This is a genomic window from Pseudomonas sp. COR18, from assembly GCF_048568395.1.
GTDB lineage: Bacteria > Pseudomonadota > Gammaproteobacteria > Pseudomonadales > Pseudomonadaceae > Aquipseudomonas > Aquipseudomonas fuscovaginae_B.
Window position 1 is genome coordinate 1,754,008 of the sequence record NZ_CP183808.1, and the last position, 20,663, is coordinate 1,774,670.

Consider the following 20,663-nt stretch of genomic DNA (forward strand, 5'->3'; position numbering starts at 1 on the left):
CCGTCAGAGCGGGCGCCTTACAGGATTTCCGGGGCCGCCATGCCGGCCCGCGGTTTCAAGGGGAGCAACAAGATGATCAAACGCAATCTGCTGGTAATGGGCCTTGCGGTGCTGCTGAGCGCGTGCGGCTTCCAGCTGCGTGGCACGGGCACCTCCGAACTGACGATCAAGGAATTGTCGGTCAGCGCCCGCAACGCCTACGGGGATACGCTCAAGCAACTGACCCAGGTGCTGGAGCACAGCGGCGTCGACGTCCACAAGGGCGCGCCTTACAAGCTGGTACTGACCAACGAGCAGGAAACCCAGCGTGCAGCGAGCTACAGCGGCTCGGGTCGTAACGCCGAGTACGAACTCAACACCGCGCTGAACTACGAGATCCGTGGTGAGAAGGACCTGCTTCTGACTGGCGGCAAGCTGGAAGTGCAGAAGTACTATGTGCACGACGGCAACAACATCACCGGCGGTGACGCCGAGGCCGCGGAGCTACGCAAGGAAATGCGTCGTGACCTGGTGCAGCAGATGGTCATCCGCCTGCAGGTGCTGACCCCGCAACAGCTGGACAGCCTCCAGCAGGCCGCTGATGCCAAGGCCAAGGCGGATGCCGATGCCCTGGAAGCCGCGCGCAAGTTCGAGGCCTCGCAGCCACAACAATCGCCTCTGGAACTGCCGAACCCGTAAACCATGTGGGGCGCCCCTGGCGCCCCCTGGCAACCCGCCCATGAAACTCGCTCCCGCCCAACTCGCCAAACACCTGCAAGGTGGCCTCGCGCCGGTCTATATCATCAGCGGCGACGATCCGCTGCTGTGTCAGGAGGCTGCCGACGCCATTCGTGCCACCGCCCGCCAGCAAGGCTTCGATGAGCGCCAGGTGTTCAGCGCCGACGCCAACTTCGACTGGGGCACCCTGCTGCAAGCCGGTGCCAGCATGTCGCTGTTCGCCGAGAAACGCCTGCTGGAACTGCGCCTGCCGTCCGGCAAGCCGGGTGACAAGGGCGCCGCCGCGCTGATGGAGTACTGCGCGCGACCGGCCGACGATACCCTGCTGCTGATCACCCTGCCCAAGCTCGACGGCAGCGCGCAGAAGACCAAGTGGGGCAAGGCGCTGATCGAAGGCCAGCAGACCCAGTTCATCCAGATCTGGCCGGTGGATGCCAACCAGTTGCCGCAATGGATTCGCCAGCGCCTGGCCCAGGCCGGGCTTTCCGCCCAGCAGGATGCCGTGGAACTGATTGCCGCACGGGTCGAGGGCAACCTGCTGGCCGCCGCCCAAGAAATCGAAAAGCTCAAGCTGATGGCCGAGGGCGGGCAGATCACCATCGAGACGGTGCAGGCGGCGGTGGCCGACAGTGCCCGCTTCGATGTGTTCGGCCTGGTCGATGCCGTGCTCAATGGCGAGGCAGCCCACTCCCTGCGCATGCTCGAAGGGTTGCGTGGCGAAGGGGTCGAGCCGCCGGTGATTCTCTGGGCCCTGGCCCGGGAACTGCGGCTGCTGGCCAACCTGTCCCAGCAGTACAGCCAGGGCGTACCGCTGGACAAGGCCTTCAGCCAGGCCAAGCCGCCGGTGTGGGACAAACGCCGACCACTGATGAGCAAGGCCCTGCAACGCCACTCGGCACAACGCTGGAGCCAGTTGCTGATGGATGCCCAGCGCATCGACGCGCAGATCAAGGGCCAGGCTGCCGGCTCGCCATGGAGCAGCCTGAGCCGACTCAGCCTACTGATGTGTGGCCAGCGTCTGGTGCTGCCAGCGGAATAACCCCACTGGACAGACAGGTGCATCTGCCTGATGATTCGCGCTCTTCCAACCCAAGAGTGCACTGCCATGAGCAAGCCGTCCCGGCGCCGTCCCAACAAAGCCAAATCGATCATCGCCCAGCCACTGTTCCGAAGCCGCCAGGAACAGCCGGCCAAAGGCAAGGGCAGCTACCGTCGCGAAGCCTTCCAGTCCAAAAGCTGGGAGGCTTCTGACTTTCTGGCCGCGTGAAAGTGTCATCACGACCTGCACCCCCAAGGCATGATAAGGTCAACACCTGATTCGCATTCTTCGGACCCGCGCATGCCCTTTAGTCTCACCCTCGGTTGGCCTTTGCGCCGACTGTTCGCCGCCACCAGCTTCATCCTGCTCGTCGCCTGTGCGGAAAAGCCCACGGCCGCCGACGCCCAGCCGCTGCCGACACTGCCCGCTACGCCGGTGCCGACTCCCGCAGCAGCACCTGCCACCGATACCCAATTTATCCAGCCCGCCCAGAGTTTCGAGGATTGGCGCGCGGCATTCCGTATCGAGGCATTGCGCGCCGGGATCACCCCGAATACCTTCGACAACGCCTTCGCCGGCGTCAGCCCCGACATGAGCGTGATCAAGGCCGATCGCAGCCAGCCGGAGTTCACCCGGCCGGTGTGGGAATACCTCGACGGCGCACTGTCGGCGACCCGCGTGCGCAAGGGCCAGGCCCTGCTGGTGCAGAACAGCGCGGTGCTGCAGAGCATCGAGCAGCGTTATGGCGTCGACCGCGAGGCCCTCGTCGCGGTCTGGGGCATGGAGAGCAACTTCGGCCAGTTCCAGGGCGATAAATCGGTGATCCGTTCGCTGGCGACCCTGGCCTACGAAGGCCGTCGTCCGGGCTTCGCCCAGAGCCAATTGCTGGCCGCCCTGCAGATCATCCAGCATGGTGATATCCGTCCGGAACAGATGCTCGGCTCCTGGGCCGGCGCCATGGGCCAGACCCAGTTCATCCCGACCACCTACAACAGCTATGCGGTGGACTTTGACGGCGATGGCCGCCGGGATATCTGGAACGATTCGGCCGATGCCCTGGCCTCGACCGCCAACTACCTGCAAAGCTCGGGTTGGCAGAAAGGCCAGCCTTGGGGTTTCGAAGTCGCGGTACCGGCCGGTTTCGACTACTCGCTGGCCGACGGCGCCATCCGCAAGCCGGTCAGCGAATGGCTGCAGATGGGCGTGCAACTGCCCGCCGGCGTCGCCCTGCCCTATGGCGCCGCACCGCTCTCGGCTTCGCTGCTGCTACCGGCGGGTTATCGTGGGCCGGGGTTCCTGGTGCTCGACAACTTCCGCGCCATCCTCAAGTACAACAACTCGTCGTCCTATGGCCTGGCGGTCGGGCTGCTGTCCCAGCGGTTCAACAGTGGTGGCGTGATTCGCGGCAGTTGGCCCAAGGATGACCTGCCACTGAGCCGCAGCGAGCGGATCGAGTTGCAGACGCTGCTCAGCAGCACGGGCTACGATGCCGGCAACCCGGATGGGATCATCGGGGCCAACACCCGCAAGGCCATTCGCGGTGCACAGCAATCGCTGGGTTGGCCGGCGGATGGCTATCCGAATCACAAGCTGCTCGAGAGCCTGCGCAAACGCTAGAAAGCAACGCGCTCCCTTAGGAGCCGGGCTTGCCCGCGAAGCTTTCAGTGGCTGCGCTGGCCTCTTCGCAGGCAAGCCTTGCTCCTACAGCGCATGTCGTATCAGTGTGGGAGCGGGCCCTGTTCGCGGGCAAGTCGGATCGCCGCACCGCCTGCCTCTACAGGCCTCGTGTCGAATCTGGACGAAATCAGATCCGCACCACATCCTGCTCCAGCACCAGCCGCCGTGCATCGGCCTCCAGGCGCACCTGCGCACCCAGCGGCAGCGTCAGGTTCGGGTCGCAATGCCCACTGCGCCAACCGGCCAGCACCGGAATCCCCAGGGGGCCCAGTTCCTGCTTGAGCAGCCTCGCCAGGGCATCGCTGTCGACCCCGGCAAAGTCCCCCACCAGCACGCCCTTCAAGCCTTCGAGCTTGCCCGCCAGGCGCAGGTGGGTGAGCAGCCGATCCACCCGATACAGAGGCTCGTTGACGTCCTCGATGAACAGGATCACGCCATCGGTATCGATTTCGTAGGGCGTCCCCAGGCTGGTGCAGATCAACGTCAGATTACCGCCCTGCAGGCGCCCACGGGCGCTTCCCGGGGCCAGGGTGCTCAGTGGATAGGCTTCGGGGTGTTCGAGCGTATCACCGGCCTTGAGACGGCCACCAAGCAGGTCGAACAGGGACGCTTCGGTTGGTGGCAACTTGCCCCTGAGCAGATCGATGTTGAACATCGGTCCATGGAACGTCATGAACCCGGCGTAACGGGCAATTGCCAGGTGCAGGGCGGTGATATCGCTGTAGCCGACCAGCAGCTTGGGATTGCGGGCGAGCAGCGGGTAATCGATCCGCTCCAGCAGCCGCGGGCAGCCGTAACCGCCTCGCAGGCAGAGGATGGCATCGATTTCCGGGTCGGAGAAGGCATCGTGCAGGTCCCGCAGGCGAACCTCGTCGCTGCCGGCCAGGTAACCGTCCCGTTGCGAGACACCTGGAAAGATCCGTAGCTCATAACCGCGCGAGCGTACCCACTGCCGGGCTTCCTGCGGGTCGATGGCGACCGGGCCGGCCGGGGCGATCAGGCCGATCACCCCGCCCTGGGGCAGTGCCGACACCGCGCTTTGTTCCGGGTAGAAGTCCCGCACGGGTCGAAGGCTGCCCATGGGTCTTACGACGCTCCCAGCAGTTCGGCCTTGACCAGCTTGGCCTGCTCGTCGGCGTGGTACGAGGAACGCACCAGCGGGCCCGAGGCGATGTTCTTGAAGCCCATCTTGTAGCCTTCCTCGGCGAACCAGGCGAAGGTGTCCGGATGGACGAAACGCTGCACCGGCAGGTGACTGCGCGATGGCTGCAGGTACTGGCCGAGGGTCAGCATGTCGATGTCATGCTCGCGCATGCGCTTCATCACTTCGATGACTTCGTCGTCGGTCTCGCCCAGGCCGAGCATCAGGCCGGACTTGGTCGGTACGTGCGGGACCATCTGCTTGAAGCGCTGCAGCAGGGTCAGCGACCACTGGTAGTCGGAACCCGGACGCGCAGCCTTGTACAGGCGCGGTACGGTTTCCAGGTTGTGGTTGAACACATCCGGCGGCTCGGCCGCGGTGATTTCCAGGGCGACGTCCATACGGCCGCGGTAGTCCGGGACCAGGGTCTCGAGCTGCACGTTCGGCGACAGCTTGCGGATCTCGCGGATGCAGTCGGCGAAGTGCTGGGCACCGCCGTCACGCAGGTCGTCGCGGTCCACCGAAGTGATCACCACGTACTTCAGGCGCAGGTCGGCAATCGCCACCGCCAGGTTCTTCGGCTCGTCGACGTCCAAAGGCTTCGGCCGGCCATGGCCGACGTCGCAGAACGGGCAACGACGGGTGCAGATGTCACCCATGATCATGAAGGTCGCGGTACCGCCGCTGAAGCACTCGCCCAGGTTCGGGCAGGAGGCCTCTTCGCAGACACTGTGCAGCTTGTGCTTGCGCAGCAATTGCTTGATGCGGTCGACTTCCGGCGACACCGGGATGCGCACGCGAATCCAGTCGGGCTTCTTCGGCAGCTCGGTAGTCGGGATGATCTTCACCGGGATCCGCGCGACCTTCTCGGCACCGCGCAGCTTGACGCCGGTTTCGACTTTCGCACGGGCCGGGCGCTCGGAAACATCCAGCGCCGGGATCAGGGTTTGCACAGCGTCTTGCGCAGTAGTCATATCAATCGATTCCGCCCGTGAGGGTCGTCTGCTCAGCATAGTCGAGGTGTTTGACGAGCTGCGCACGCAGCCGGGCACTTACCTCGGCAAATTCAATCGGTCCTGTGTGGTCGCGCAGCTGGGTCATCGCCAGCCCCGCATAACCGCAGGGGTTAATCCGTCGGAACGGCGCCAGGTCCATGTCGACGTTCAACGCCAGGCCATGGAAGGAACAGCCGTTGCGAATCCGCAGGCCCAGGGAGGCGATTTTCGCGCCATTGACGTATACCCCGGGAGCATCGGCCTTGGCCTCGGCCTGCACGCCATACTCGGCGAGCAGTTCGATCAGGCTGCGTTCCATCCGGCTGACCAGTTCGCGCACGCCGAAACCCAGGCGGCGAACGTCCAGCAGCAGATAGGCCACCAGTTGGCCAGGCCCATGATAAGTCACTTGGCCGCCACGATCGACCTTCACCACCGGAATGTCGCCCGGCAGCAGCAGGTGCTCGGCCTTGCCGGCCTGGCCCTGGGTGAAGACCGGCGGGTGCTGCACCAGCCAGACTTCATCGGGAAACTCTTCGGACTTGCGTCCGTCGGTGAATCGCTGCATGGCATGCCAGACCGGCTCGTAAGGCGTCTGGCCGAGCTCGCGAAAGCCCAACATGCCTGCCATCACAGCACCATGTGTACGAAGCCGGTGGCCCGCAACTCGCTGTTGATGTTGTACAACTGGTCCTGGTCGGTGGCCACGATGTGCAGTTGGATCGTGGTGTACTTGCCGTTGCTGCTCTGGCGTTCGTCCACCCGCTGGTCGTTGATCGTCGCATGCTTGCGGACGATCTCGACGATCTTGTCCTTGTTGCCCACACCCGTGTCACTGATCACCTTGACCGGATAGTCGGTAACCGGGAACTCGATTTTCGGAGCTTTTACTTCAGTGTCTGTCATGACAATAACGGCCTCGTAAGCCCAGGCAACGGACGTGCCTCGCACCCGGGTCGGGTGGAGGCACGCAAATCGACACTATGTGATGAAAATGCCGCTGGTGAAACCGCGTCAGTTGAACATGCCGTAGAAGAACATACGGATGCTATCCCACAGGCGACGGAAGATACCACCTTCCTCCACCGCGTCCAGCGCGATCAGATCAGTGCTGCGCACCACCTTGTCATCCAGTTTGACTTCCACTTTACCGATGACGTCACCCTTGGCGATCGGCGCGACCAGTTTCGGATTGATGGTCATGCTGGCGGCGAGCTTTTTCAGCTGGCCTTTAGGCATGGTCATGGTCAGGTCTTCGGCCAGGCCGGCCTTCACTTCGTGGGTGGTACCTTTCCAGACCGGAGCCTTGGCCAGCTCGGTGCCCTTCTGGTAGAAGGTCTGGGTTTCGAAGAAGCGGAAACCGTAGGTCAAAAGCTTCTGGGTCTCGGCCGCACGGGCCGCTTCGCTGTTGGTACCGAACACCACCGCGATCAGGCGCTGGCCGTCACGCACCGCCGAGGACACCATGCAGTAGCCGGCTTCTTCGGTGTGGCCGGTCTTCAGGCCGTCAACGGTCTTGTCACGCCACAGCAACAGGTTGCGGTTGGGCTGCTTGATGCCGTTCCAGAAGAATTCCTTCTGCGAGTAGATGGCGTAGTGCACCGGGTCGACACGGATGATCGCGCGAGCCAGCAGCGCCATGTCGTGGGCCGACGAGTAGTGCTCGGGGTTCGGCAGGCCGGTCGGGTTCATGAAGTGGCTGTTGCTCATGCCCAGATCGCCAGCGGTCTTGTTCATCATGTCGGCGAAGGCATCTTCGCTGCCGGCGATGTGCTCGGACAGCGCCACGCTGGCGTCGTTGCCGGACTGGATGATGATTCCGTGCAGCAGGTCACTGACGGTCACCTGCGAACCGACCTTGACGAACATCCGCGAACCACCGGTACGCCAGGCGTTCTCGCTGATGGTCACCGGATCGTTCTCGCCGATCTGGCCGCGACGGATTTCCAGGGTCGCGATGTAGGCGGTCATCAGTTTGGTCAGGCTCGCCGGCGGCAGGCGCTGGTCGCCGTTGTTCTCGACCAGCACGTTGCCGCTGGCGGCATCCATGAGCACGTAGGACTTGGCGGCAAGTTGCGGCGACGCCGGCAACGCCATGTCATCGGCAGCCCAGGCGGCGGGCGCCATGATCAACGGCACAAGCAGGCACAAACGTTTGGCAAAGGTGGTGATGTTCATCCGTCTCTCGAAATCGCTAATGGAAACTTGCCCTCACGGGCAAAACTAATCAGACAGCCAGAGGCTGCCCCGTGTTCGGTTGCTCGCTCCACCACCCTTTCCAGGCTTTTATTATTAAACGAACCAACAACCAGGCCCCGGCCCCAGGCTCAGCACCTCATGTATCCGCGCTCGCCCAGGCGGCGTTGAAACATTCTGTACAGAGCCTTGGAAGGCTGCCCAATCCGCCATTTTGCCTGTGTTACTCCGACGTCACCAGACTTGGCGAGCCGAGATTGGCCAGGCGGACACTGTTCTGCACCTGCTGGACCTCATCCGGCGTGCCGATCGGCCCCATCCGCACCCGATGCAGTGTCTGCTGGTTGCGTACGATCGAACTGACGAACACCGGCGCCTTGACCATCGAACTCAGCTTCGAGCGCAGCAGTTCGGCAGCGTCCGGGTTCGCGAAGGCGCCCACCTGGAGATACTGGCCAGAGGCTGGTACCGCACCGTTTTTTTTTGCATCGGCCTGTGCCTGCACAGGGACCACGTCGGTGGCGTGCTGTTGCGGCGGTGGCGTCCACTGCTCGATGGTGCCGGTGGAAGCCGACAGAGCCGGCGTGGACGTCTGCGCCACCTGCGGTTCATTGAGCATCAGCGGCGCCGGCCGGCCACGCTGGGCCCACCATTGTTGCGGATCGATGCCTTCGACCCGGACCCGCGCCGTGCCGATCTCGGCGTAGCCGAGCTTCTTGGCGGCGGCGTAGGACAGGTCGATGATCCGGTCGGAATAGAACGGCCCGCGGTCGTTGACCCGCAGGATCACACTGCGGTTGTTGTCCAGGTTGGTCACCCGCACGTAGCTGGGCAGCGGCAGGGTCTTGTGCGCGGCGCTCATGCCGTACAGGTCGTAGACCTCGCCGTTGGCGGTGTTCTGGCCGTGGAACTTGGTGCCATACCAGGACGCGGTACCCTGGGCGATGTAGTTCTTCGAATCCTGCAACGGGAAGTAGGTCTTGCCCAGCACCGTGTAGGGGTTGGCCTTGTAGGGACCGGAATGCAGGGTCGGGGTGGCATCGGGAATCCGCGACACATCGACGTCCCACCATGGCGCGCCGTCCTTGTGGGCCCGGTTGATGTCCAGCCCGGGCTTGGAACGGATCGCATTGGAAGATGACGACTGATAGGGCGAACGGCTGGACGAGCAACTGACCACCAGCACCGCCAGCGCGGTGCAAGCCAACAGCTTCAGTGGTTTGGAAATCGGCAAAGCCTGCATTACTTGACGCCCCGTGCTTGGACCAACAGGTCGGACAGCTGATGCACGGCCATGGCGTACATTACGCTGCGGTTATAGCGCGTGATCGCATAAAAATTCTTCAGGCCCATCCAGTATTCAGGCCCATTGTCGCCTTCCAGGCGAAATGCCGTCACCGGCATGTCATCGCGCAGCGCATCATGACTCGACCAGCCCAGTGCCCGCAACTCCCCCACGGTCTTCACCGGGTCGAGACCGGGGCTCAGCCCCTGATCGACCTGGTCACCGCGCACATCGGCGCGGCTGACCACCGGCTCGCCGGTCACCCAGCCGTGGCGTTTGAAATAGCTGGCGACACTGCCGATGGCGTCGTCGGCGTTGGTCCAGATATTGATGTGGCCGGTGCCGTCGAAATCCACCGCATAGGCGCGGAAACTGCTCGGCATGAACTGCGGCAGGCCCATCGCCCCGGCGTAGGAGCCCTTGAGGCTCAGCGGATCGAGCTGCTCCTCGCGGGCCAGCAGCAGGAACTCGCGCAGTTCCTTGCGGAAGAACTCGGCGCGGGGCGGGTAGTCGAAGCCCAGGGTCGACAGGGCATCGATCACCCGGTAGTTGCCGGTGTTGCGGCCAAAGAAGGTTTCCACGCCGATGATCGCGACAATCACCTGGGCCGGCACGCCATATTCCTGCTCGGCGCGGGCCAGGGCGGCCTCGTGCTGGCGCCAGAAGTCGACGCCACGGGCGACCCGGGCATCGGTGAGGAACATCGGGCGGTATTCCTTCCACGGCTTGACCCGCTCGGCCGGCCGGGAAATCGCATCGAGAATGCTCTGCTTGCGCTCGACCTGACGGAACACGTCCATCAGTTGCTCGCCGGCGAAACCATAGTCGCGGGTCATTTCACCGACGAACTCGGCGACTTGCGGCGATCCTTCGTAATCACCGGCCAGCGCCCCCGGCGCGGCCCCCAGGCAGCCGAGAAGGCCCATCCAGGGAGCGCATCGAGCCGCCCAGTCGCGCATCACTTGCATTGAACTGTTCACCTTAATCAAACCTGTGCGATCCACTTACGGTGGGTATGGATCGACATCAAAATCCCAAACGCTGACAGCAGTGTCACCAGCGAAGTTCCGCCGTAGCTAATGAACGGCAACGGCACCCCGACGACAGGCAACAGGCCACTGACCATACCGATATTGACGAAAACATAAACGAAGAAAGTCATGGTCAGGCTGCCAGCCAGCAGCTTGCCGAACAGGGTCTGGGCCTGGGCGGTGATCACCAGCCCGCGACCGATCAGCAACAGGTATAGCAGCAGCAGGACGCAGATCCCCACCAGGCCGAACTCCTCGCCCATCACCGCGATGATGAAGTCGGTGTGGCTTTCCGGCAGGAAGTCCAGGTGCGACTGGGTGCCCAGCAGCCAGCCCTTGCCGAACACGCCGCCGGAACCGATGGCGGCCTTGGACTGGATGATGTTCCAGCCGGTCCCCAGCGGGTCGCTTTCCGGGTCGAGGAAGGTCAGGATCCGCTGCTTCTGGTAGTCGTGCATGATGAAGAACCACATGCCCACCGCCACCGGTACCGCCGCTGCCAGCACGCTGAGGATCCAGCGCCAGCGCAGGCCCCCCATGAACAGCACGAACGCGCCGCCCGCCAGCACCAGCAGCGAGGTGCCGAGGTCGGGCTGGCGGACGATCAGGATGAAGGGCACGCCGATCAGCATCAGGCTGATCCCCACATGCTTGAGCTGCGGCGGCAGGGTGCGCTTGGACAGGTACCAGGCGATGGTCGCCGGCATCAGGATCTTCATGAATTCCGACGGCTGGAAACGAATCACCCCGGGAATGTTGATCCAGCGCGTGGCGCCCATGGCGTTGTGGCCCATGACGTCCACCACCACCAGCAGCATGACCCCCAGCACATAGGCCAGGGGCACCCAGCGGGCCATGAAACGCGGCTCGAACTGGGCAATGACGATCATCGACACCAGGCCGATACCGAAGGACGTCGCCTGCTTGATCAGCAGGTCCCAGCTCTTGCCGCTGGCCGAGTACAGGACGAACAGGCTGCCGGCCGCCAGGGTCAGCAGCAGGACCAGCAACGGGCCGTCGATGTGCATGCGCTGCAACAGGGTGGCCCGGCGGCGCATCACATCCTCACTGGAGAGGATGCGATCGAAATTGGCAATCACGGCGTAGCCTCCGCGGTAGTAGTGCCAGCGTATTCAGGTTTGAGCCGGCCATCCGGGCCGAGCAGCCAGGCATCCATCACCTGGCGGACCACCGGCGCCGCGACGCCGGAACCGGACTCGCCGTTCTCGACCATCACCGCGACGACGATCTTGGGGTTGTTGGCCGGGGCAAAGCCGACGAACAACGCGTGGTCGCGATGGCGTTCCAGGACCTTCGAGCGATCATATTTCTCACCCTGCTTGATCGCCACGACCTGAGCCGTACCACTCTTGCCGGCGATCAGGTACTGCGCGCCGATCGAGGCCTTGCGCGCGGTACCACGGGCACCGTGCATCACCTGCTGCATGCCGTGGTTGACCTTGTCCCAGTCCGACGGGTTGCGCAGGACGATATCCGGCATCGGGTTGTCATCCTTCGGCCGCTGGCCCTCGATGGTCTTGGCCAGGTGCGGCCGGTTCCACACGCCCTTGTTCGCCACCAGGGCCGTGGCCTGGGCCAGTTGCAGCGGCGTGGCCTGCATGTAGCCCTGGCCGATCCCGAGGATCAGCGTCTCGCCCGGGAACCAGGCCTGGCGGCGCGTGGTGCGCTTCCACTCGCGCGACGGCATCAGCCCCGGCGATTCCTCGAACATGTCCAGGGAGACCTTCTGGCCCAGGCCGAACTTGTTCATGTAGCTGGCCAGGCGGTCGATCCCCAGCTTGTGGGCCAGGTCGTAGAAATAGGTGTCGTTGGAACGCATGATCGCCGTGTCGAGGTCGACCCAGCCGTCGCCGGTGCGGTTCCAGTTGCGGTATTTGTGATCGTAGTTCGGCAACTCGTAGTAGCCGGGGTCGAAGACTCGCGTCGAGGCGTTGACCACACCGCTGTCCAGGCCGGCGATCGCCACCGCCGGCTTGATGGTCGAGCCGGGCGGGTACAGACCGCGCAACACCCGGTTGAACAGCGGCCGGTCGATGGAATCGCGCAGTTCGGCGTAGGCCTTGAAGCTGATGCCGGTGACGAACAGGTTCGGGTCGAAACTCGGCTGGCTGACCATTGCCAGCACCTCGCCGGTGCTCGGATCGAGCGCCACCACCGCGCCACGACGGCCACCCAGGGCTTCCTCGGCGGCTTCCTGCAGCTTGATGTCCAGGCTGAGGACGATGTCCTTGCCCGGTACCGGATCGGTGCGCTTGAGCACCCGCAGGATACGACCGCGGGCGTTGGTCTCGACCTCCTCGTAACCGACCTGGCCATGCAGCTCCGCCTCGTAGAAGCGTTCGATGCCGGTCTTGCCGATATGGTGGGTACCGCTGTAGTTCACCGGGTCGAGGACCTTGGCCTCCTTTTCGTTGATCCGCCCCATGTAACCCACCGAATGGGCGAAGTGCGCGCCCTGTGGATAATGGCGAACCAACTGCGCGACCACCTCGACGCCCGGCAGGCGGAACTGGTTCACGGCGACGCGGGCGATCTGCTCCTCGGTGAGCTCGAACAGGATCGGCACCGGCTCGAACGGCCGGCGCCCCTGGCGCATGCGTTTTTCGAAGAGCACGCGATCCTCGGGCGTCAGTTGCAACACCTCGACGATCACATCCAGCACTTCCTGCCAGTTGCCGGCCCGTTCGCGGGTCATGCTCAGGCTGAAACTCGGCCGGTTATCGGCCACCACCACACCATTGCGGTCGTAGATCAGGCCGCGGGGCGGCGGGATCGACTGCACATGGACGCGGTTGTTTTCCGACAGGGTCGAGTGGTAGTCGTACTGGATCACCTGCAGGAAATACAGGCGGGCGATCAGCACACAAATCAGCAGCACGACCACCACCGCGCCGACCACGACACGGTTACGCACCAGACGGGCGTCTTTCTCGTGGTCCTTGAGGCGAATCGGCTGGGTCATTCGGCAGGCTTATTTGTGATAGGGGTGGCCGGACAGCACGGTCCAGGCACGATACAGCTGTTCACCGATCAGAATCCGCACCAGCGGGTGCGGCAGCGTCAGCGGCGACAGCGACCAGCGCTGATCGGCCCGTGCACAGACTTCCGGCGCCAGCCCCTCGGGGCCACCGACCATGAAGTTGACCGTACGCGAATCCAGGCGCCAGCGATCCAGTTCGACCGCCAACTGCTCGGTGCTCCACGGCTTGCCGTGGACCTCCAGCGTGACGATCCGCTCGTTGGGGCCGACCTTGGCCAGCATGGCCTCGCCTTCCTGACGGATGAAACGAGCCACGTCGGCATTCTTGCCCCGGGTATTGAGCGGTATCTCCACCAGTTCCAGCGCCAGTTCGGAAGGCAGACGCTTGGCATACTCATGCCAACCCTCTTCCACCCATTTGGGCATGCGGGAACCGACGGCAATCAGACGCAGACGCACGGGCGACCCTTATTCCATGTCCTTGTTGAGCTTGGCGAAGTGCTCATGGGAGTTTTCCGGGCTGTGGTGGGCAGCGCTGGCCGAACGGCTCTGCTCGGCACCGGCCCACAGGCGCTCCAGGTCGTAGAACTGGCGAGCCGAGGCGGTCATCATGTGCACGATGACGGTGTCCAGGTCCAGCAGCACCCAGTCGCTGTCGCCCTTGCCTTCCTCGCCCAGCGGACGCAGGCCCTTGGCTTTCACGTTCTCGCGTACCTTGTCCAGCATCGCGTTGATCTGGCGGTTGGAGGTACCGGTGGCGATCACCATGTAGTCGGTGATGCTGTTCTTGTCACGCACGTCGATGACCTGGATATCCTGGGCCTTGACGTCTTCCAGTGCGGCCTTGGCCACTTCGACGATGTCCGCGCCGTTCAAAACTTCTTTGTTCGTCATATAAAACTCATTCAGCTCGTATGTTTGGCGATTTCTTCGCGCAACTTGCGGCGTTGAAACCCACCTTCAGTTCGACGCACGGTACAGACCGTGCGCATCGATATAGGCCAGGACCGCGTCAGGCACCAGGAAACGTACCGACTTACCGCTGGCCAGCAGTTGACGGATCTGGGTGGCCGACACCGCGAGGGGCGTCTGCCAGACGAATGTAATATGCCCGCCAGGCCCCGGCAGGGCCTTCGGGTCGCTGACCGACCGTGCGGCCAGCAGGTTGCGCAAGGCATCCGGCGGCTCGCTGTCGGCATCCGGGCGTTGCAGCACCAGGATGTGGCAATGCAGGAGCAACTCCTCCCAGCGATGCCAGGTGGGCAGGCCGCAGAATGCGTCCCAGCCCAGCAACAGAAACACCTGGTCCTCGGCGGCCAACTCGGCCCGCATGAGTTCCAGGGTGTCGATAGTGTAGGACGGCTTGTCCCGCTGCAGCTCCCGGTCGTCGACCACCAGCGGCGCGATACCGGCCACTGCGCATTCGACCATCGCCAGCCGGGCACGCGCCGAAACCTGCGGCGTGTCGCGATGAGGTGGCCGGGCGCTGGGCATCAGGCGCAACTCATCGAGGTCCATCAGTTCCGCAACCTCCAGGGCACTGCGCAAATGGCCGATGTGCACCGGGTCGAAGGTTCCGCCGAGCACACCGATGCGCCGAGGTGGAACTTCGCGAGGGGGCACGGCGGCTGACTGGCGTTTGCCGACCAAGTCAGAGCGACTCCTGGCCACGCAACTGCCCGTCGCCGACCACGATGTATTTCTCGCAGGTCAGGCCTTCCAGACCGACCGGTCCGCGGGCGTGCAGCTTATCAGTAGAGATGCCGATCTCGGCACCCAGCCCGTATTCGAAACCATCGGCGAAGCAGGTCGGGGTGTTGAGCATCACCGAGCTGGAGTCGACGTCGGCCATGAAGCGCCGGGACTCGGCCAGATCCTCGGTGACGATCGAGTCCGTGTGATGGGAACCGTAGCCGTTGATGTGCTCGACGGCCATGTCCAGGCCGTCGACGACGCGGATCGACAGGATCGGCGCCAGGTATTCGGTGTTCCAGTCCTCTTCGGTCGCCGCCACGGCCTCGATGATCGCCCGGGTCCGCGCGCAGCCACGCAGCTCGACACCCTTGGCCCGGAACTGCTCGGCCATGGCCGGCAGGAAGGACTCGGCCACGGCCTTGTCCACCAGCAGGGTCTCCATGGCGCCGCAGATGCCGTAGCGATAGGTCTTGGCGTTGAAGGCGATGCGCCGGGCCTTGTCGAGGTCGGCACGGGCGCTGACATACACGTGGCAGATGCCGTCCAGGTGCTTGATCACCGGCACCCGGGCATCGCGGCTGATCCGCTCGATCAGGCCCTTGCCGCCACGGGGTACGATCACGTCGACATACTCGGGCATGCTGATCAGCGCCCCGACAGCTGCCCGGTCGGTGACTTCCACCACCTGCACGACGGCCGCCGGCAGGCCGGCCTCGTCCAGGCCGCGCTGGATGCAGGTGGCGATGGCACGGTTGGAGTGGATCGCTTCGGAGCCGCCACGCAGGATCGTCGCGTTGCCGGACTTCAGGCACAGGCTGGCGGCATCGATGGTCACGTTCGGCCGCGATTCGTAGATGATCCCCACGACCCCCAGCGGCACGCGCATCCTGCCGACCTGGATACCCGACGGCCGGTAGCTCATGTCGCGGATCGCCCCGACCGGGTCCGGCAGGTTCGCTACCTGGCGCAGACCGACGATCATGCTGTCGATCCGCGCCGGCGTCAGTGCCAGACGCTCGACCAGCGCCGGCTCCAGACCATTGGCGCGGGCAGCGGCCAGGTCGAGCTCATTGGCGGCGACCAGTTCGTCACGCGCCGCATCCAGCGCGGCGGCGGCAGCGTGCAGCGCGCGATTCTTCTGCGCGGTGCTGGTCCGGCCGATCACGCGGGAAGCCTCGCGGGCTGCGCGGCCCAGGCGGGTCATGTAGTCAGGAACGGACTCGGTCATGGTCTTGAGGAGGTCTTGGCAAAGAAGAAAGCGGCCGATTATAGCTGTCGCGCCGCCTGACGGACAGCGGTGCCGGGCGGATGGTCGAAATGCCGCACAAACAGCCGCCATTCAGCCTGAATTAAGCACAAAATCGGTATGATTGGCCTCCAAACAGTCCGGAATGCCCATCAGCGACGATGTCCAATCTGACACCCCTCCCCCTGCCAAACGCCCTGCCAGACAGCTTTTTCGACCGCGACGCGCAACTGCTCGCCCGCGAACTGCTGGGAAAAGTCATACGTCATCGGGTCGGCGATCTGTGGCTCGCGGCACGCATCATAGAGACCGAAGCCTACTACTTCGAGGAAAAAGGCAGCCATGCCTCCCTCGGCTATACAGAAAAGCGTAAGGCTTTGTTTCTGGATGGCGGGCACATCTATATGTACTACGCTCGCGGTGGCGACTCTCTGAACTTCAGTGCCCGGGGGCCGGGGAACGCCGTGCTGATCAAGTCGGCCTATCCCTGGACCGATGACCGCTCAGGCCCCGCCAGCCTGGCGCAGATGCAACTGAACAACCCGGACGCCCAGGGCGGCCCGCGCCCGGCGCAGAAACTGTGTGCCGGCCAGACCCTGCTGTGCAAGGCGCTGGGCCTGAAAGTGCCGATCTGGGACGCCAAGCGCTTCGACCCGCAGCGGCTGTTCGTCGAAGACGTCGGCAACCGGCCGGCACGCATCATCCAGACCACCCGCCTGGGCATCCCCCTGGGCAGGGATGAGCACCTGATGTATCGCTTCGTCGATGCCGAATATGCCACCTGCTGCACCCGCAACCCGCTGCGCCGGGGCCAGGTCGAAGGCAGGGACTACCACCTGCTACCCTGAACAAGGAAATCGCCCATGGGCCCATGGCTCGATAGCATCACCGGCTGGCTGACAGCCAATCCGCAGTGGCTCGGCCTGGCCGTGTTCATCGTCGCCTGCGTCGAATGCCTGGCCATCGCCGGCATCATCGTGCCGGGCACCGTCCTACTGTTCGCCATCGCCGTCCTGGCCGGCAGCGGCGCCCTGTCGCTGGGTGAAACCCTGCTGCTGGGGTTTCTCGGCGGCCTGCTCGGCGACGGCTTGTCCTACACCCTGGGCCGGCGTTTTCACCAGAACATCCGCCGCCTTCCCGGCCTGCGTCAGCACCCGGAATGGATGAACGGTGCCGAGTCCTACTTCCAGCGCTACGGCATCGCCAGCCTGCTGGTAGGACGCTTCATCGGCCCGTTGCGGCCAATGCTGCCGATGATCGCCGGCATGTGCGACATGCCGCTGCCACGCTTCATCGGCGTCAGCCTGCTTGCCGGCGCCGGCTGGTCGGTGGCCTACCTGCTGCCGGGCTGGGCCACCGGCGCGGCGTTCCGCCTGCCGCTGCCCGAGGGGTTCTGGCCGCAGACCGCGGTGGTCGCGGCGGGCCTCGCGGCCCTGATCGGCCTGTGCATCCATTGCAGCCTCCAGCGCCATCCACGGGCCACGCTGCTGATTTCCGGGCTGAGCCTGTTGCTGCTGGCCGGCCTGTTCCTCGGCTACCCGCACTTGCAGGCGTTCGACCAGGGGCTGATGGCACTGGTCCAGGAACACCGTGACAGCAGCTTCGACCTGATCGCCGTGATCATCACCCGCCTGGGCGACTTCCGCACCCAGTTCACCGTCGCAACGGTGCTCACGCTGCTGTTGCTGCTGGCCCGGCAATGGCGGCATGCGCTGTTTTTTGGCGGCACCCTGGCCGTCACCGCCATCGGCAACACCGCCACCAAGCATCTGTTCGCCCGCATGCGTCCGGAAGTCCTCAGCGACCCGATCACCAGCTACAGCATGCCCAGCGGTCACAGCTCGGGCTCGTTCGCCTTCTTCCTGGTACTGGCGGTACTGGCCGGCCGCGACCAGCCCCCACGGATGCGCACGACCTGGCTGCTGCTGGGCTGCCTGCCGGCATTCGCGGTGGCCTTGTCACGGGTTTACCTGGGCGCCCACTGGCCGACGGACATCCTCGCCGGCGCGCTGCTGGCCATTGCCGTGCTCGCCGCCAGCCTGACCCTGAGCCAGCGCCACATGCCATTGCACGCCCTGTCGCCCCGGGCCTGGTGGCTGATCCTGCCAGCCGCGGTGGCCCTGTACGGTTCACACGCGCTGTGGCACTTACCGCAACAGCTGCTGCGGTATGCCTACTAGTGGCCTGTACGGTTAATCCGAATACTCAAATTCGGGTCCAGGGGTTTGCCAGGCAAGGCGCCATGACGAGTCGCAGCCGAGCTACGGCGAGGAATGGCAACGCAGTCTGGCGAAACCCTGGACCCGGAGTTGAGTGTGCGAAATTAGCCACACAGGTCACTAGGCGAACAGTTCGCCCTGCAACTCGTCGAGCAGTTCCTGGATCGCATCCAGGCGCTGCTGCGGATCATCGAGCTCCAGCAGATCGATCTTGTCCAGATCGGAAAACGGCAGCAGATAAGCCAACTGGTTCGCCAGCGACTGCTGCCCACCGGCCTCGGTGCCCATGTTCAACGCCGCGACCATCGGGTGCTCGGCCAGGGCCTTGAGCAGGGCCACCAGGTCTTCGTCCTCATCCTGCAGCGGCTGTTCGGGAACCTCGTCCAGCCACTGCACCTGGGCGACGGTCAACTGGTCCTTCTGCAATTCGCTGTCGAGCACACGAAAGCGCCGGCCGCCCTCGACCCGGATCCCCAGCAGACCGTTGTCCTGCTGCTGGAAATCGCGAATCAGCGCCTCGCAGCCGATCCGGGCGAAGCCCTGCGGCGCCGGGCCGACCTCTTCGCCTTCAAGGATGCACACCACGCCAAAACCGCTGCCCTGCTTCATGCAGCGGCTGATCATGTCCAGGTAACGCGCCTCGAAAATCTGCAGATCGAGGGTGCAGCCGGGAAACAGCACGGTGTTCAGGGGGAACAGCGCCAAGCTCATACAAGGGTTTCCTTAAACCATCCAGGTGACGATCAGGGGCAACAGTACCGCAGTGGTCACGCCCATCAAACTCATCGCCAGCGCCGCGAAGGCGCCGCATTCGTCGCTTTCCTGCAGGGCCACCGAGGTGCCCACCGCATGGGCGGTCATGCCCAGGGCCATGCCCCTGGCCTCGGGCCGCAACACACCCAGGCGGGTCAGCATGGGTGGGCCGGCAATAGCGCCGATCACCCCGGTGATCAGCACGAACACCGCCGCCAGGGCGGCCACACCGCCGATCTGCTCGGCCACCAGCATCGCAATGGGGGACGTCACCGATTTCGGTGCCATGGTCATCAGCATCCGCGGCTCGGCGCCGAACCACCAACCCAGCAACACGCACAGGCCAGTGGCAATCACGCCACCAATCACCAGCGTAGTAAAAATCGGCCAGAACAATTGTCGGATCCGCCGCAGGTTGAGGTACAGCGGCACCGCCAGGGCAACGGTCGCCGGGCCGAGCAGGATGCCGAGAATCTCGGTGCTCTTGCGATATTCGGCATAGTCCAGGCCACACAGCAACAGCACACCGACCACCAGCGCCATCGACGCCAGCACCGGCTGCAGGAAGATCCAGCGGGTTTTCTCGAACCCCGCCAGCACCAGTTGATAGGCACCCAGGGTGATTCCAATACCGAACAGCGGATGGTGAATCACCGCCGCCCACGCCCCTTGCCAATCCAATGTCATCGTTCGCCCTCGCGCCGATCCTTGCGCCGGATCAGCCAGTTCATCAGCACCCCGACCAGGGCCATGGAAATCAGTACCGACAGCACCAGCGAGCCGACAATGGCCCAGAAATCCGCGGCGATATCGCTGGCGTAGACCATCACGCCCACGGCCGGCGGCACCAGCAGCAACGGCAGGTAGCGCAGCAGGCTGCTGGCCGCCTCGCTCAACGGTGCCCCGACCTCACCCCGAATCAGCAGGAAGGCCAGCAACAGCAGCAGGCCGATGATCGGCCCCGGCAACATCGGTACACACAAATGATTGATAGCCGTGCCAAGCAACTGGAACAGCACCAGCCAGGTCAGGCCGCGCAGCAACATCCGTACTCCCCCTTGTCAACGCACCCCATTATAAGCATGCCGATACGCCGGCATTCGCCAAAGCCATGGTCGCTTGACCGGGCACAACGGCCGTGATGATCTACAGTGGATGCCAAGGGCTGCAACCCAAGGCCTGACCCCGAACGACCAAGGAGAGGCTCAATGCCCTATGTACCCGTAGCGCAACTCAAAGACTATGTCGGCAAGGAACTGGGACGTTCCGAATGGTTCACCATCGACCAGGAGCGCATCAACCTGTTCGCGGAGGCCACCGGCGATTATCAGTTCATCCACGTCGACCCGGTCAAGGCCGCGCAAACACCTTTTGGCAGCACCATTGCCCACGGCTTTCTCTCGCTGTCGCTGATCCCCAAGCTGATGGAGGACATCCTGATCCTGCCCGAAGGCCTGAAGATGGTCGTCAACTATGGCCTGGACAGCGTGCGCTTCATCCAGCCGGTCAAGGTCGACTCGCGGGTGCGGCTCAAGGTCGAGCTGGTCGACGCCACCGAGAAAAAGCCGGGCCAGTGGCTGCTCAAGGCAACCGCCACGCTGGAGATCGAAGGCCAGGAAAAACCTGCCTATATCGCTGAACCTCTGTCGCTCTGCTTCGTCTGAAGCG

Annotated in this window: 23 protein-coding genes; 7 read left to right on the forward strand and 16 right to left on the reverse strand. The window is 64.1% G+C overall.

Annotation, left to right across the window (positions count from 1 at the left end; translation table 11 throughout):
* Positions 1-72: 72 nt before the first annotated feature.
* The 4 genes from lptE (at position 73) to ACM62G_RS08155 (ending at position 3,373) form a co-directional block, all read left to right on the forward strand.
* Positions 73-678, forward strand: coding sequence for an LPS assembly lipoprotein LptE (gene lptE, locus ACM62G_RS08140; protein WP_273824674.1), 606 nt, complete (start codon positions 73-75; stop codon positions 676-678).
* A 40-nt stretch (positions 679-718) separates the two neighbouring features.
* The gene (gene holA, locus ACM62G_RS08145) at positions 719-1,756 is read left to right on the forward strand and encodes a DNA polymerase III subunit delta (RefSeq protein ID WP_419736979.1); all 1,038 of its coding nucleotides are present in this window, start codon (positions 719-721) and stop codon (positions 1,754-1,756) included.
* Positions 1,757-1,822: 66 nt separating this feature from the next.
* On the forward strand, positions 1,823-1,984 hold the full coding sequence (gene arfA / locus ACM62G_RS08150; protein WP_017123357.1) for an alternative ribosome rescue factor ArfA: 162 nt from the start codon (positions 1,823-1,825) through the stop codon (positions 1,982-1,984).
* Positions 1,985-2,056: 72 nt separating this feature from the next.
* On the forward strand, positions 2,057-3,373 hold the full coding sequence (locus ACM62G_RS08155) for a lytic murein transglycosylase (RefSeq protein ID WP_419736980.1): 1,317 nt from the start codon (positions 2,057-2,059) through the stop codon (positions 3,371-3,373).
* Between the two features lie 187 nt (positions 3,374-3,560).
* Here the strand turns inward: ACM62G_RS08155 and ACM62G_RS08160 are convergent, their stop codons facing one another.
* From ACM62G_RS08160 to ACM62G_RS08220, 13 genes are all read right to left on the reverse strand, one after another.
* Positions 3,561-4,514: a S66 peptidase family protein gene (locus tag ACM62G_RS08160; protein WP_273824672.1), complete on the reverse strand. Its 954-nt coding sequence runs from the start codon at positions 4,512-4,514 to the stop codon at positions 3,561-3,563.
* A 5-nt stretch (positions 4,515-4,519) separates the two neighbouring features.
* Entirely contained in the window at positions 4,520-5,548 is a 1,029-nt protein-coding gene (lipA, locus tag ACM62G_RS08165; protein ID WP_054060062.1) for a lipoyl synthase, read from the reverse strand.
* Between the two features lies 1 nt (position 5,549).
* The gene (gene lipB / locus ACM62G_RS08170) at positions 5,550-6,200 is read right to left on the reverse strand and encodes a lipoyl(octanoyl) transferase LipB (protein ID WP_054060063.1); all 651 of its coding nucleotides are present in this window, start codon (positions 6,198-6,200) and stop codon (positions 5,550-5,552) included.
* On the reverse strand, positions 6,200-6,475 hold the full coding sequence (locus tag ACM62G_RS08175; protein WP_017903133.1) for a DUF493 domain-containing protein: 276 nt from the start codon (positions 6,473-6,475) through the stop codon (positions 6,200-6,202). Before ACM62G_RS08175 ends, lipB begins: the two co-directional genes overlap by 1 nt.
* 108 nt (positions 6,476-6,583) lie before the next feature.
* A complete protein-coding gene (locus ACM62G_RS08180) occupies positions 6,584-7,747 on the reverse strand; it encodes a D-alanyl-D-alanine carboxypeptidase family protein (RefSeq protein WP_054060064.1) in 1,164 nt (387 codons plus the stop codon).
* A 241-nt stretch (positions 7,748-7,988) separates the two neighbouring features.
* Positions 7,989-9,008 carry a septal ring lytic transglycosylase RlpA family protein gene (locus ACM62G_RS08185; RefSeq protein WP_054060065.1) on the reverse strand — a complete coding sequence of 340 codons (1,020 nt, stop codon included), beginning with the start codon at positions 9,006-9,008 and terminating at the stop codon, positions 7,989-7,991.
* The gene (gene mltB, locus ACM62G_RS08190; RefSeq protein ID WP_054060066.1) at positions 9,008-10,018 is read right to left on the reverse strand and encodes a lytic murein transglycosylase B; all 1,011 of its coding nucleotides are present in this window, start codon (positions 10,016-10,018) and stop codon (positions 9,008-9,010) included. Before mltB ends, ACM62G_RS08185 begins: the two co-directional genes overlap by 1 nt.
* Before the next feature lie 17 nt (positions 10,019-10,035).
* Entirely contained in the window at positions 10,036-11,139 is a 1,104-nt protein-coding gene (gene rodA / locus ACM62G_RS08195; RefSeq protein ID WP_010446724.1) for a rod shape-determining protein RodA, read from the reverse strand.
* A 38-nt stretch (positions 11,140-11,177) separates the two neighbouring features.
* Positions 11,178-13,064 (reverse strand): penicillin-binding protein 2, encoded by a 1,887-nt coding sequence (gene mrdA / locus ACM62G_RS08200; RefSeq protein WP_054060067.1) that lies wholly within the window; start codon positions 13,062-13,064, stop codon positions 11,178-11,180.
* A 9-nt stretch (positions 13,065-13,073) separates the two neighbouring features.
* Complete coding sequence (gene rlmH / locus ACM62G_RS08205) at positions 13,074-13,541, reverse strand: 23S rRNA (pseudouridine(1915)-N(3))-methyltransferase RlmH (RefSeq protein ID WP_003185785.1); 468 nt, start codon at positions 13,539-13,541, stop codon at positions 13,074-13,076.
* A gap of 9 nt (positions 13,542-13,550) precedes the next feature.
* Positions 13,551-13,976: a ribosome silencing factor gene (gene rsfS / locus ACM62G_RS08210; protein ID WP_054060068.1), complete on the reverse strand. Its 426-nt coding sequence runs from the start codon at positions 13,974-13,976 to the stop codon at positions 13,551-13,553.
* Between the two features lie 66 nt (positions 13,977-14,042).
* Complete coding sequence (nadD, locus tag ACM62G_RS08215; RefSeq protein WP_273824737.1) at positions 14,043-14,705, reverse strand: nicotinate-nucleotide adenylyltransferase; 663 nt, start codon at positions 14,703-14,705, stop codon at positions 14,043-14,045.
* Between the two features lie 28 nt (positions 14,706-14,733).
* Positions 14,734-16,005, reverse strand: a complete 1,272-nt coding sequence (locus ACM62G_RS08220; protein WP_419736981.1) for a glutamate-5-semialdehyde dehydrogenase — start codon at positions 16,003-16,005, stop codon at positions 14,734-14,736.
* Between the two features lie 179 nt (positions 16,006-16,184).
* Between ACM62G_RS08220 and ACM62G_RS08225 the strand changes: the two genes are divergently transcribed.
* The gene (locus tag ACM62G_RS08225) at positions 16,185-16,871 is read left to right on the forward strand and encodes a DNA-3-methyladenine glycosylase (RefSeq protein ID WP_054061509.1); all 687 of its coding nucleotides are present in this window, start codon (positions 16,185-16,187) and stop codon (positions 16,869-16,871) included.
* Between the two features lie 15 nt (positions 16,872-16,886).
* Positions 16,887-18,203: a bifunctional DedA family/phosphatase PAP2 family protein gene (locus ACM62G_RS08230; protein WP_419736982.1), complete on the forward strand. Its 1,317-nt coding sequence runs from the start codon at positions 16,887-16,889 to the stop codon at positions 18,201-18,203.
* Positions 18,204-18,362: 159 nt separating this feature from the next.
* Here ACM62G_RS08230 and ACM62G_RS08235 read toward each other — a convergent pair whose 3' ends face one another.
* From ACM62G_RS08235 to ACM62G_RS08245, 3 genes are read right to left on the reverse strand one after another with little or no spacing between them, the layout of a single operon-like run.
* Positions 18,363-18,953: an LON peptidase substrate-binding domain-containing protein gene (locus tag ACM62G_RS08235; protein WP_054058561.1), complete on the reverse strand. Its 591-nt coding sequence runs from the start codon at positions 18,951-18,953 to the stop codon at positions 18,363-18,365.
* A 12-nt stretch (positions 18,954-18,965) separates the two neighbouring features.
* The gene (locus ACM62G_RS08240) at positions 18,966-19,682 is read right to left on the reverse strand and encodes an LrgB family protein (protein ID WP_054063730.1); all 717 of its coding nucleotides are present in this window, start codon (positions 19,680-19,682) and stop codon (positions 18,966-18,968) included.
* Positions 19,679-20,041 (reverse strand): CidA/LrgA family protein, encoded by a 363-nt coding sequence (locus ACM62G_RS08245; protein WP_054058563.1) that lies wholly within the window; start codon positions 20,039-20,041, stop codon positions 19,679-19,681. The genes ACM62G_RS08240 and ACM62G_RS08245 overlap by 4 nt, the downstream gene beginning before the upstream one ends.
* Positions 20,042-20,203: 162 nt before the next feature.
* On the opposite strand from ACM62G_RS08245, the gene ACM62G_RS08250 reads away from it, so the two are divergent.
* Positions 20,204-20,659: a MaoC family dehydratase gene (locus tag ACM62G_RS08250; RefSeq protein ID WP_054058564.1), complete on the forward strand. Its 456-nt coding sequence runs from the start codon at positions 20,204-20,206 to the stop codon at positions 20,657-20,659.
* Positions 20,660-20,663 lie beyond the last annotated feature (4 nt).

Excerpts from the sequence above, each read along its gene's own strand:
- lptE (WP_273824674.1), top strand. The coding sequence starts at position 73 with ATGATCAAACGCAATCTGCTGGTAATGGGCCTTGCGGTGCTGCTGAGC.
- holA (WP_419736979.1), top strand. The coding sequence starts at position 719 with ATGAAACTCGCTCCCGCCCAACTCGCCAAACACCTGCAAGGTGGCCTC.
- arfA (WP_017123357.1), top strand. The coding sequence starts at position 1,823 with ATGAGCAAGCCGTCCCGGCGCCGTCCCAACAAAGCCAAATCGATCATC.
- ACM62G_RS08155 (WP_419736980.1), top strand. The coding sequence starts at position 2,057 with ATGCCCTTTAGTCTCACCCTCGGTTGGCCTTTGCGCCGACTGTTCGCC.
- ACM62G_RS08160 (WP_273824672.1), bottom strand. The coding sequence starts at position 4,514 with ATGGGCAGCCTTCGACCCGTGCGGGACTTCTACCCGGAACAAAGCGCG.
- lipA (WP_054060062.1), bottom strand. The coding sequence starts at position 5,548 with ATGACTACTGCGCAAGACGCTGTGCAAACCCTGATCCCGGCGCTGGAT.
- lipB (WP_054060063.1), bottom strand. The coding sequence starts at position 6,200 with ATGGCAGGCATGTTGGGCTTTCGCGAGCTCGGCCAGACGCCTTACGAG.
- ACM62G_RS08175 (WP_017903133.1), bottom strand. The coding sequence starts at position 6,475 with ATGACAGACACTGAAGTAAAAGCTCCGAAAATCGAGTTCCCGGTTACC.
- ACM62G_RS08180 (WP_054060064.1), bottom strand. The coding sequence starts at position 7,747 with ATGAACATCACCACCTTTGCCAAACGTTTGTGCCTGCTTGTGCCGTTG.
- ACM62G_RS08185 (WP_054060065.1), bottom strand. The coding sequence starts at position 9,008 with ATGCAGGCTTTGCCGATTTCCAAACCACTGAAGCTGTTGGCTTGCACC.
- mltB (WP_054060066.1), bottom strand. The coding sequence starts at position 10,018 with ATGCAAGTGATGCGCGACTGGGCGGCTCGATGCGCTCCCTGGATGGGC.
- rodA (WP_010446724.1), bottom strand. The coding sequence starts at position 11,139 with ATGCGCCGCCGGGCCACCCTGTTGCAGCGCATGCACATCGACGGCCCG.
- mrdA (WP_054060067.1), bottom strand. The coding sequence starts at position 13,064 with ATGACCCAGCCGATTCGCCTCAAGGACCACGAGAAAGACGCCCGTCTG.
- rsfS (WP_054060068.1), bottom strand. The coding sequence starts at position 13,976 with ATGACGAACAAAGAAGTTTTGAACGGCGCGGACATCGTCGAAGTGGCC.
- ACM62G_RS08220 (WP_419736981.1), bottom strand. The coding sequence starts at position 16,005 with ATGACCGAGTCCGTTCCTGACTACATGACCCGCCTGGGCCGCGCAGCC.
- ACM62G_RS08225 (WP_054061509.1), top strand. The coding sequence starts at position 16,185 with ATGTCCAATCTGACACCCCTCCCCCTGCCAAACGCCCTGCCAGACAGC.
- ACM62G_RS08230 (WP_419736982.1), top strand. The coding sequence starts at position 16,887 with ATGGGCCCATGGCTCGATAGCATCACCGGCTGGCTGACAGCCAATCCG.
- ACM62G_RS08235 (WP_054058561.1), bottom strand. The coding sequence starts at position 18,953 with ATGAGCTTGGCGCTGTTCCCCCTGAACACCGTGCTGTTTCCCGGCTGC.
- ACM62G_RS08240 (WP_054063730.1), bottom strand. The coding sequence starts at position 19,682 with ATGACATTGGATTGGCAAGGGGCGTGGGCGGCGGTGATTCACCATCCG.
- ACM62G_RS08245 (WP_054058563.1), bottom strand. The coding sequence starts at position 20,041 with ATGTTGCTGCGCGGCCTGACCTGGCTGGTGCTGTTCCAGTTGCTTGGC.
- ACM62G_RS08250 (WP_054058564.1), top strand. The coding sequence starts at position 20,204 with ATGCCCTATGTACCCGTAGCGCAACTCAAAGACTATGTCGGCAAGGAA.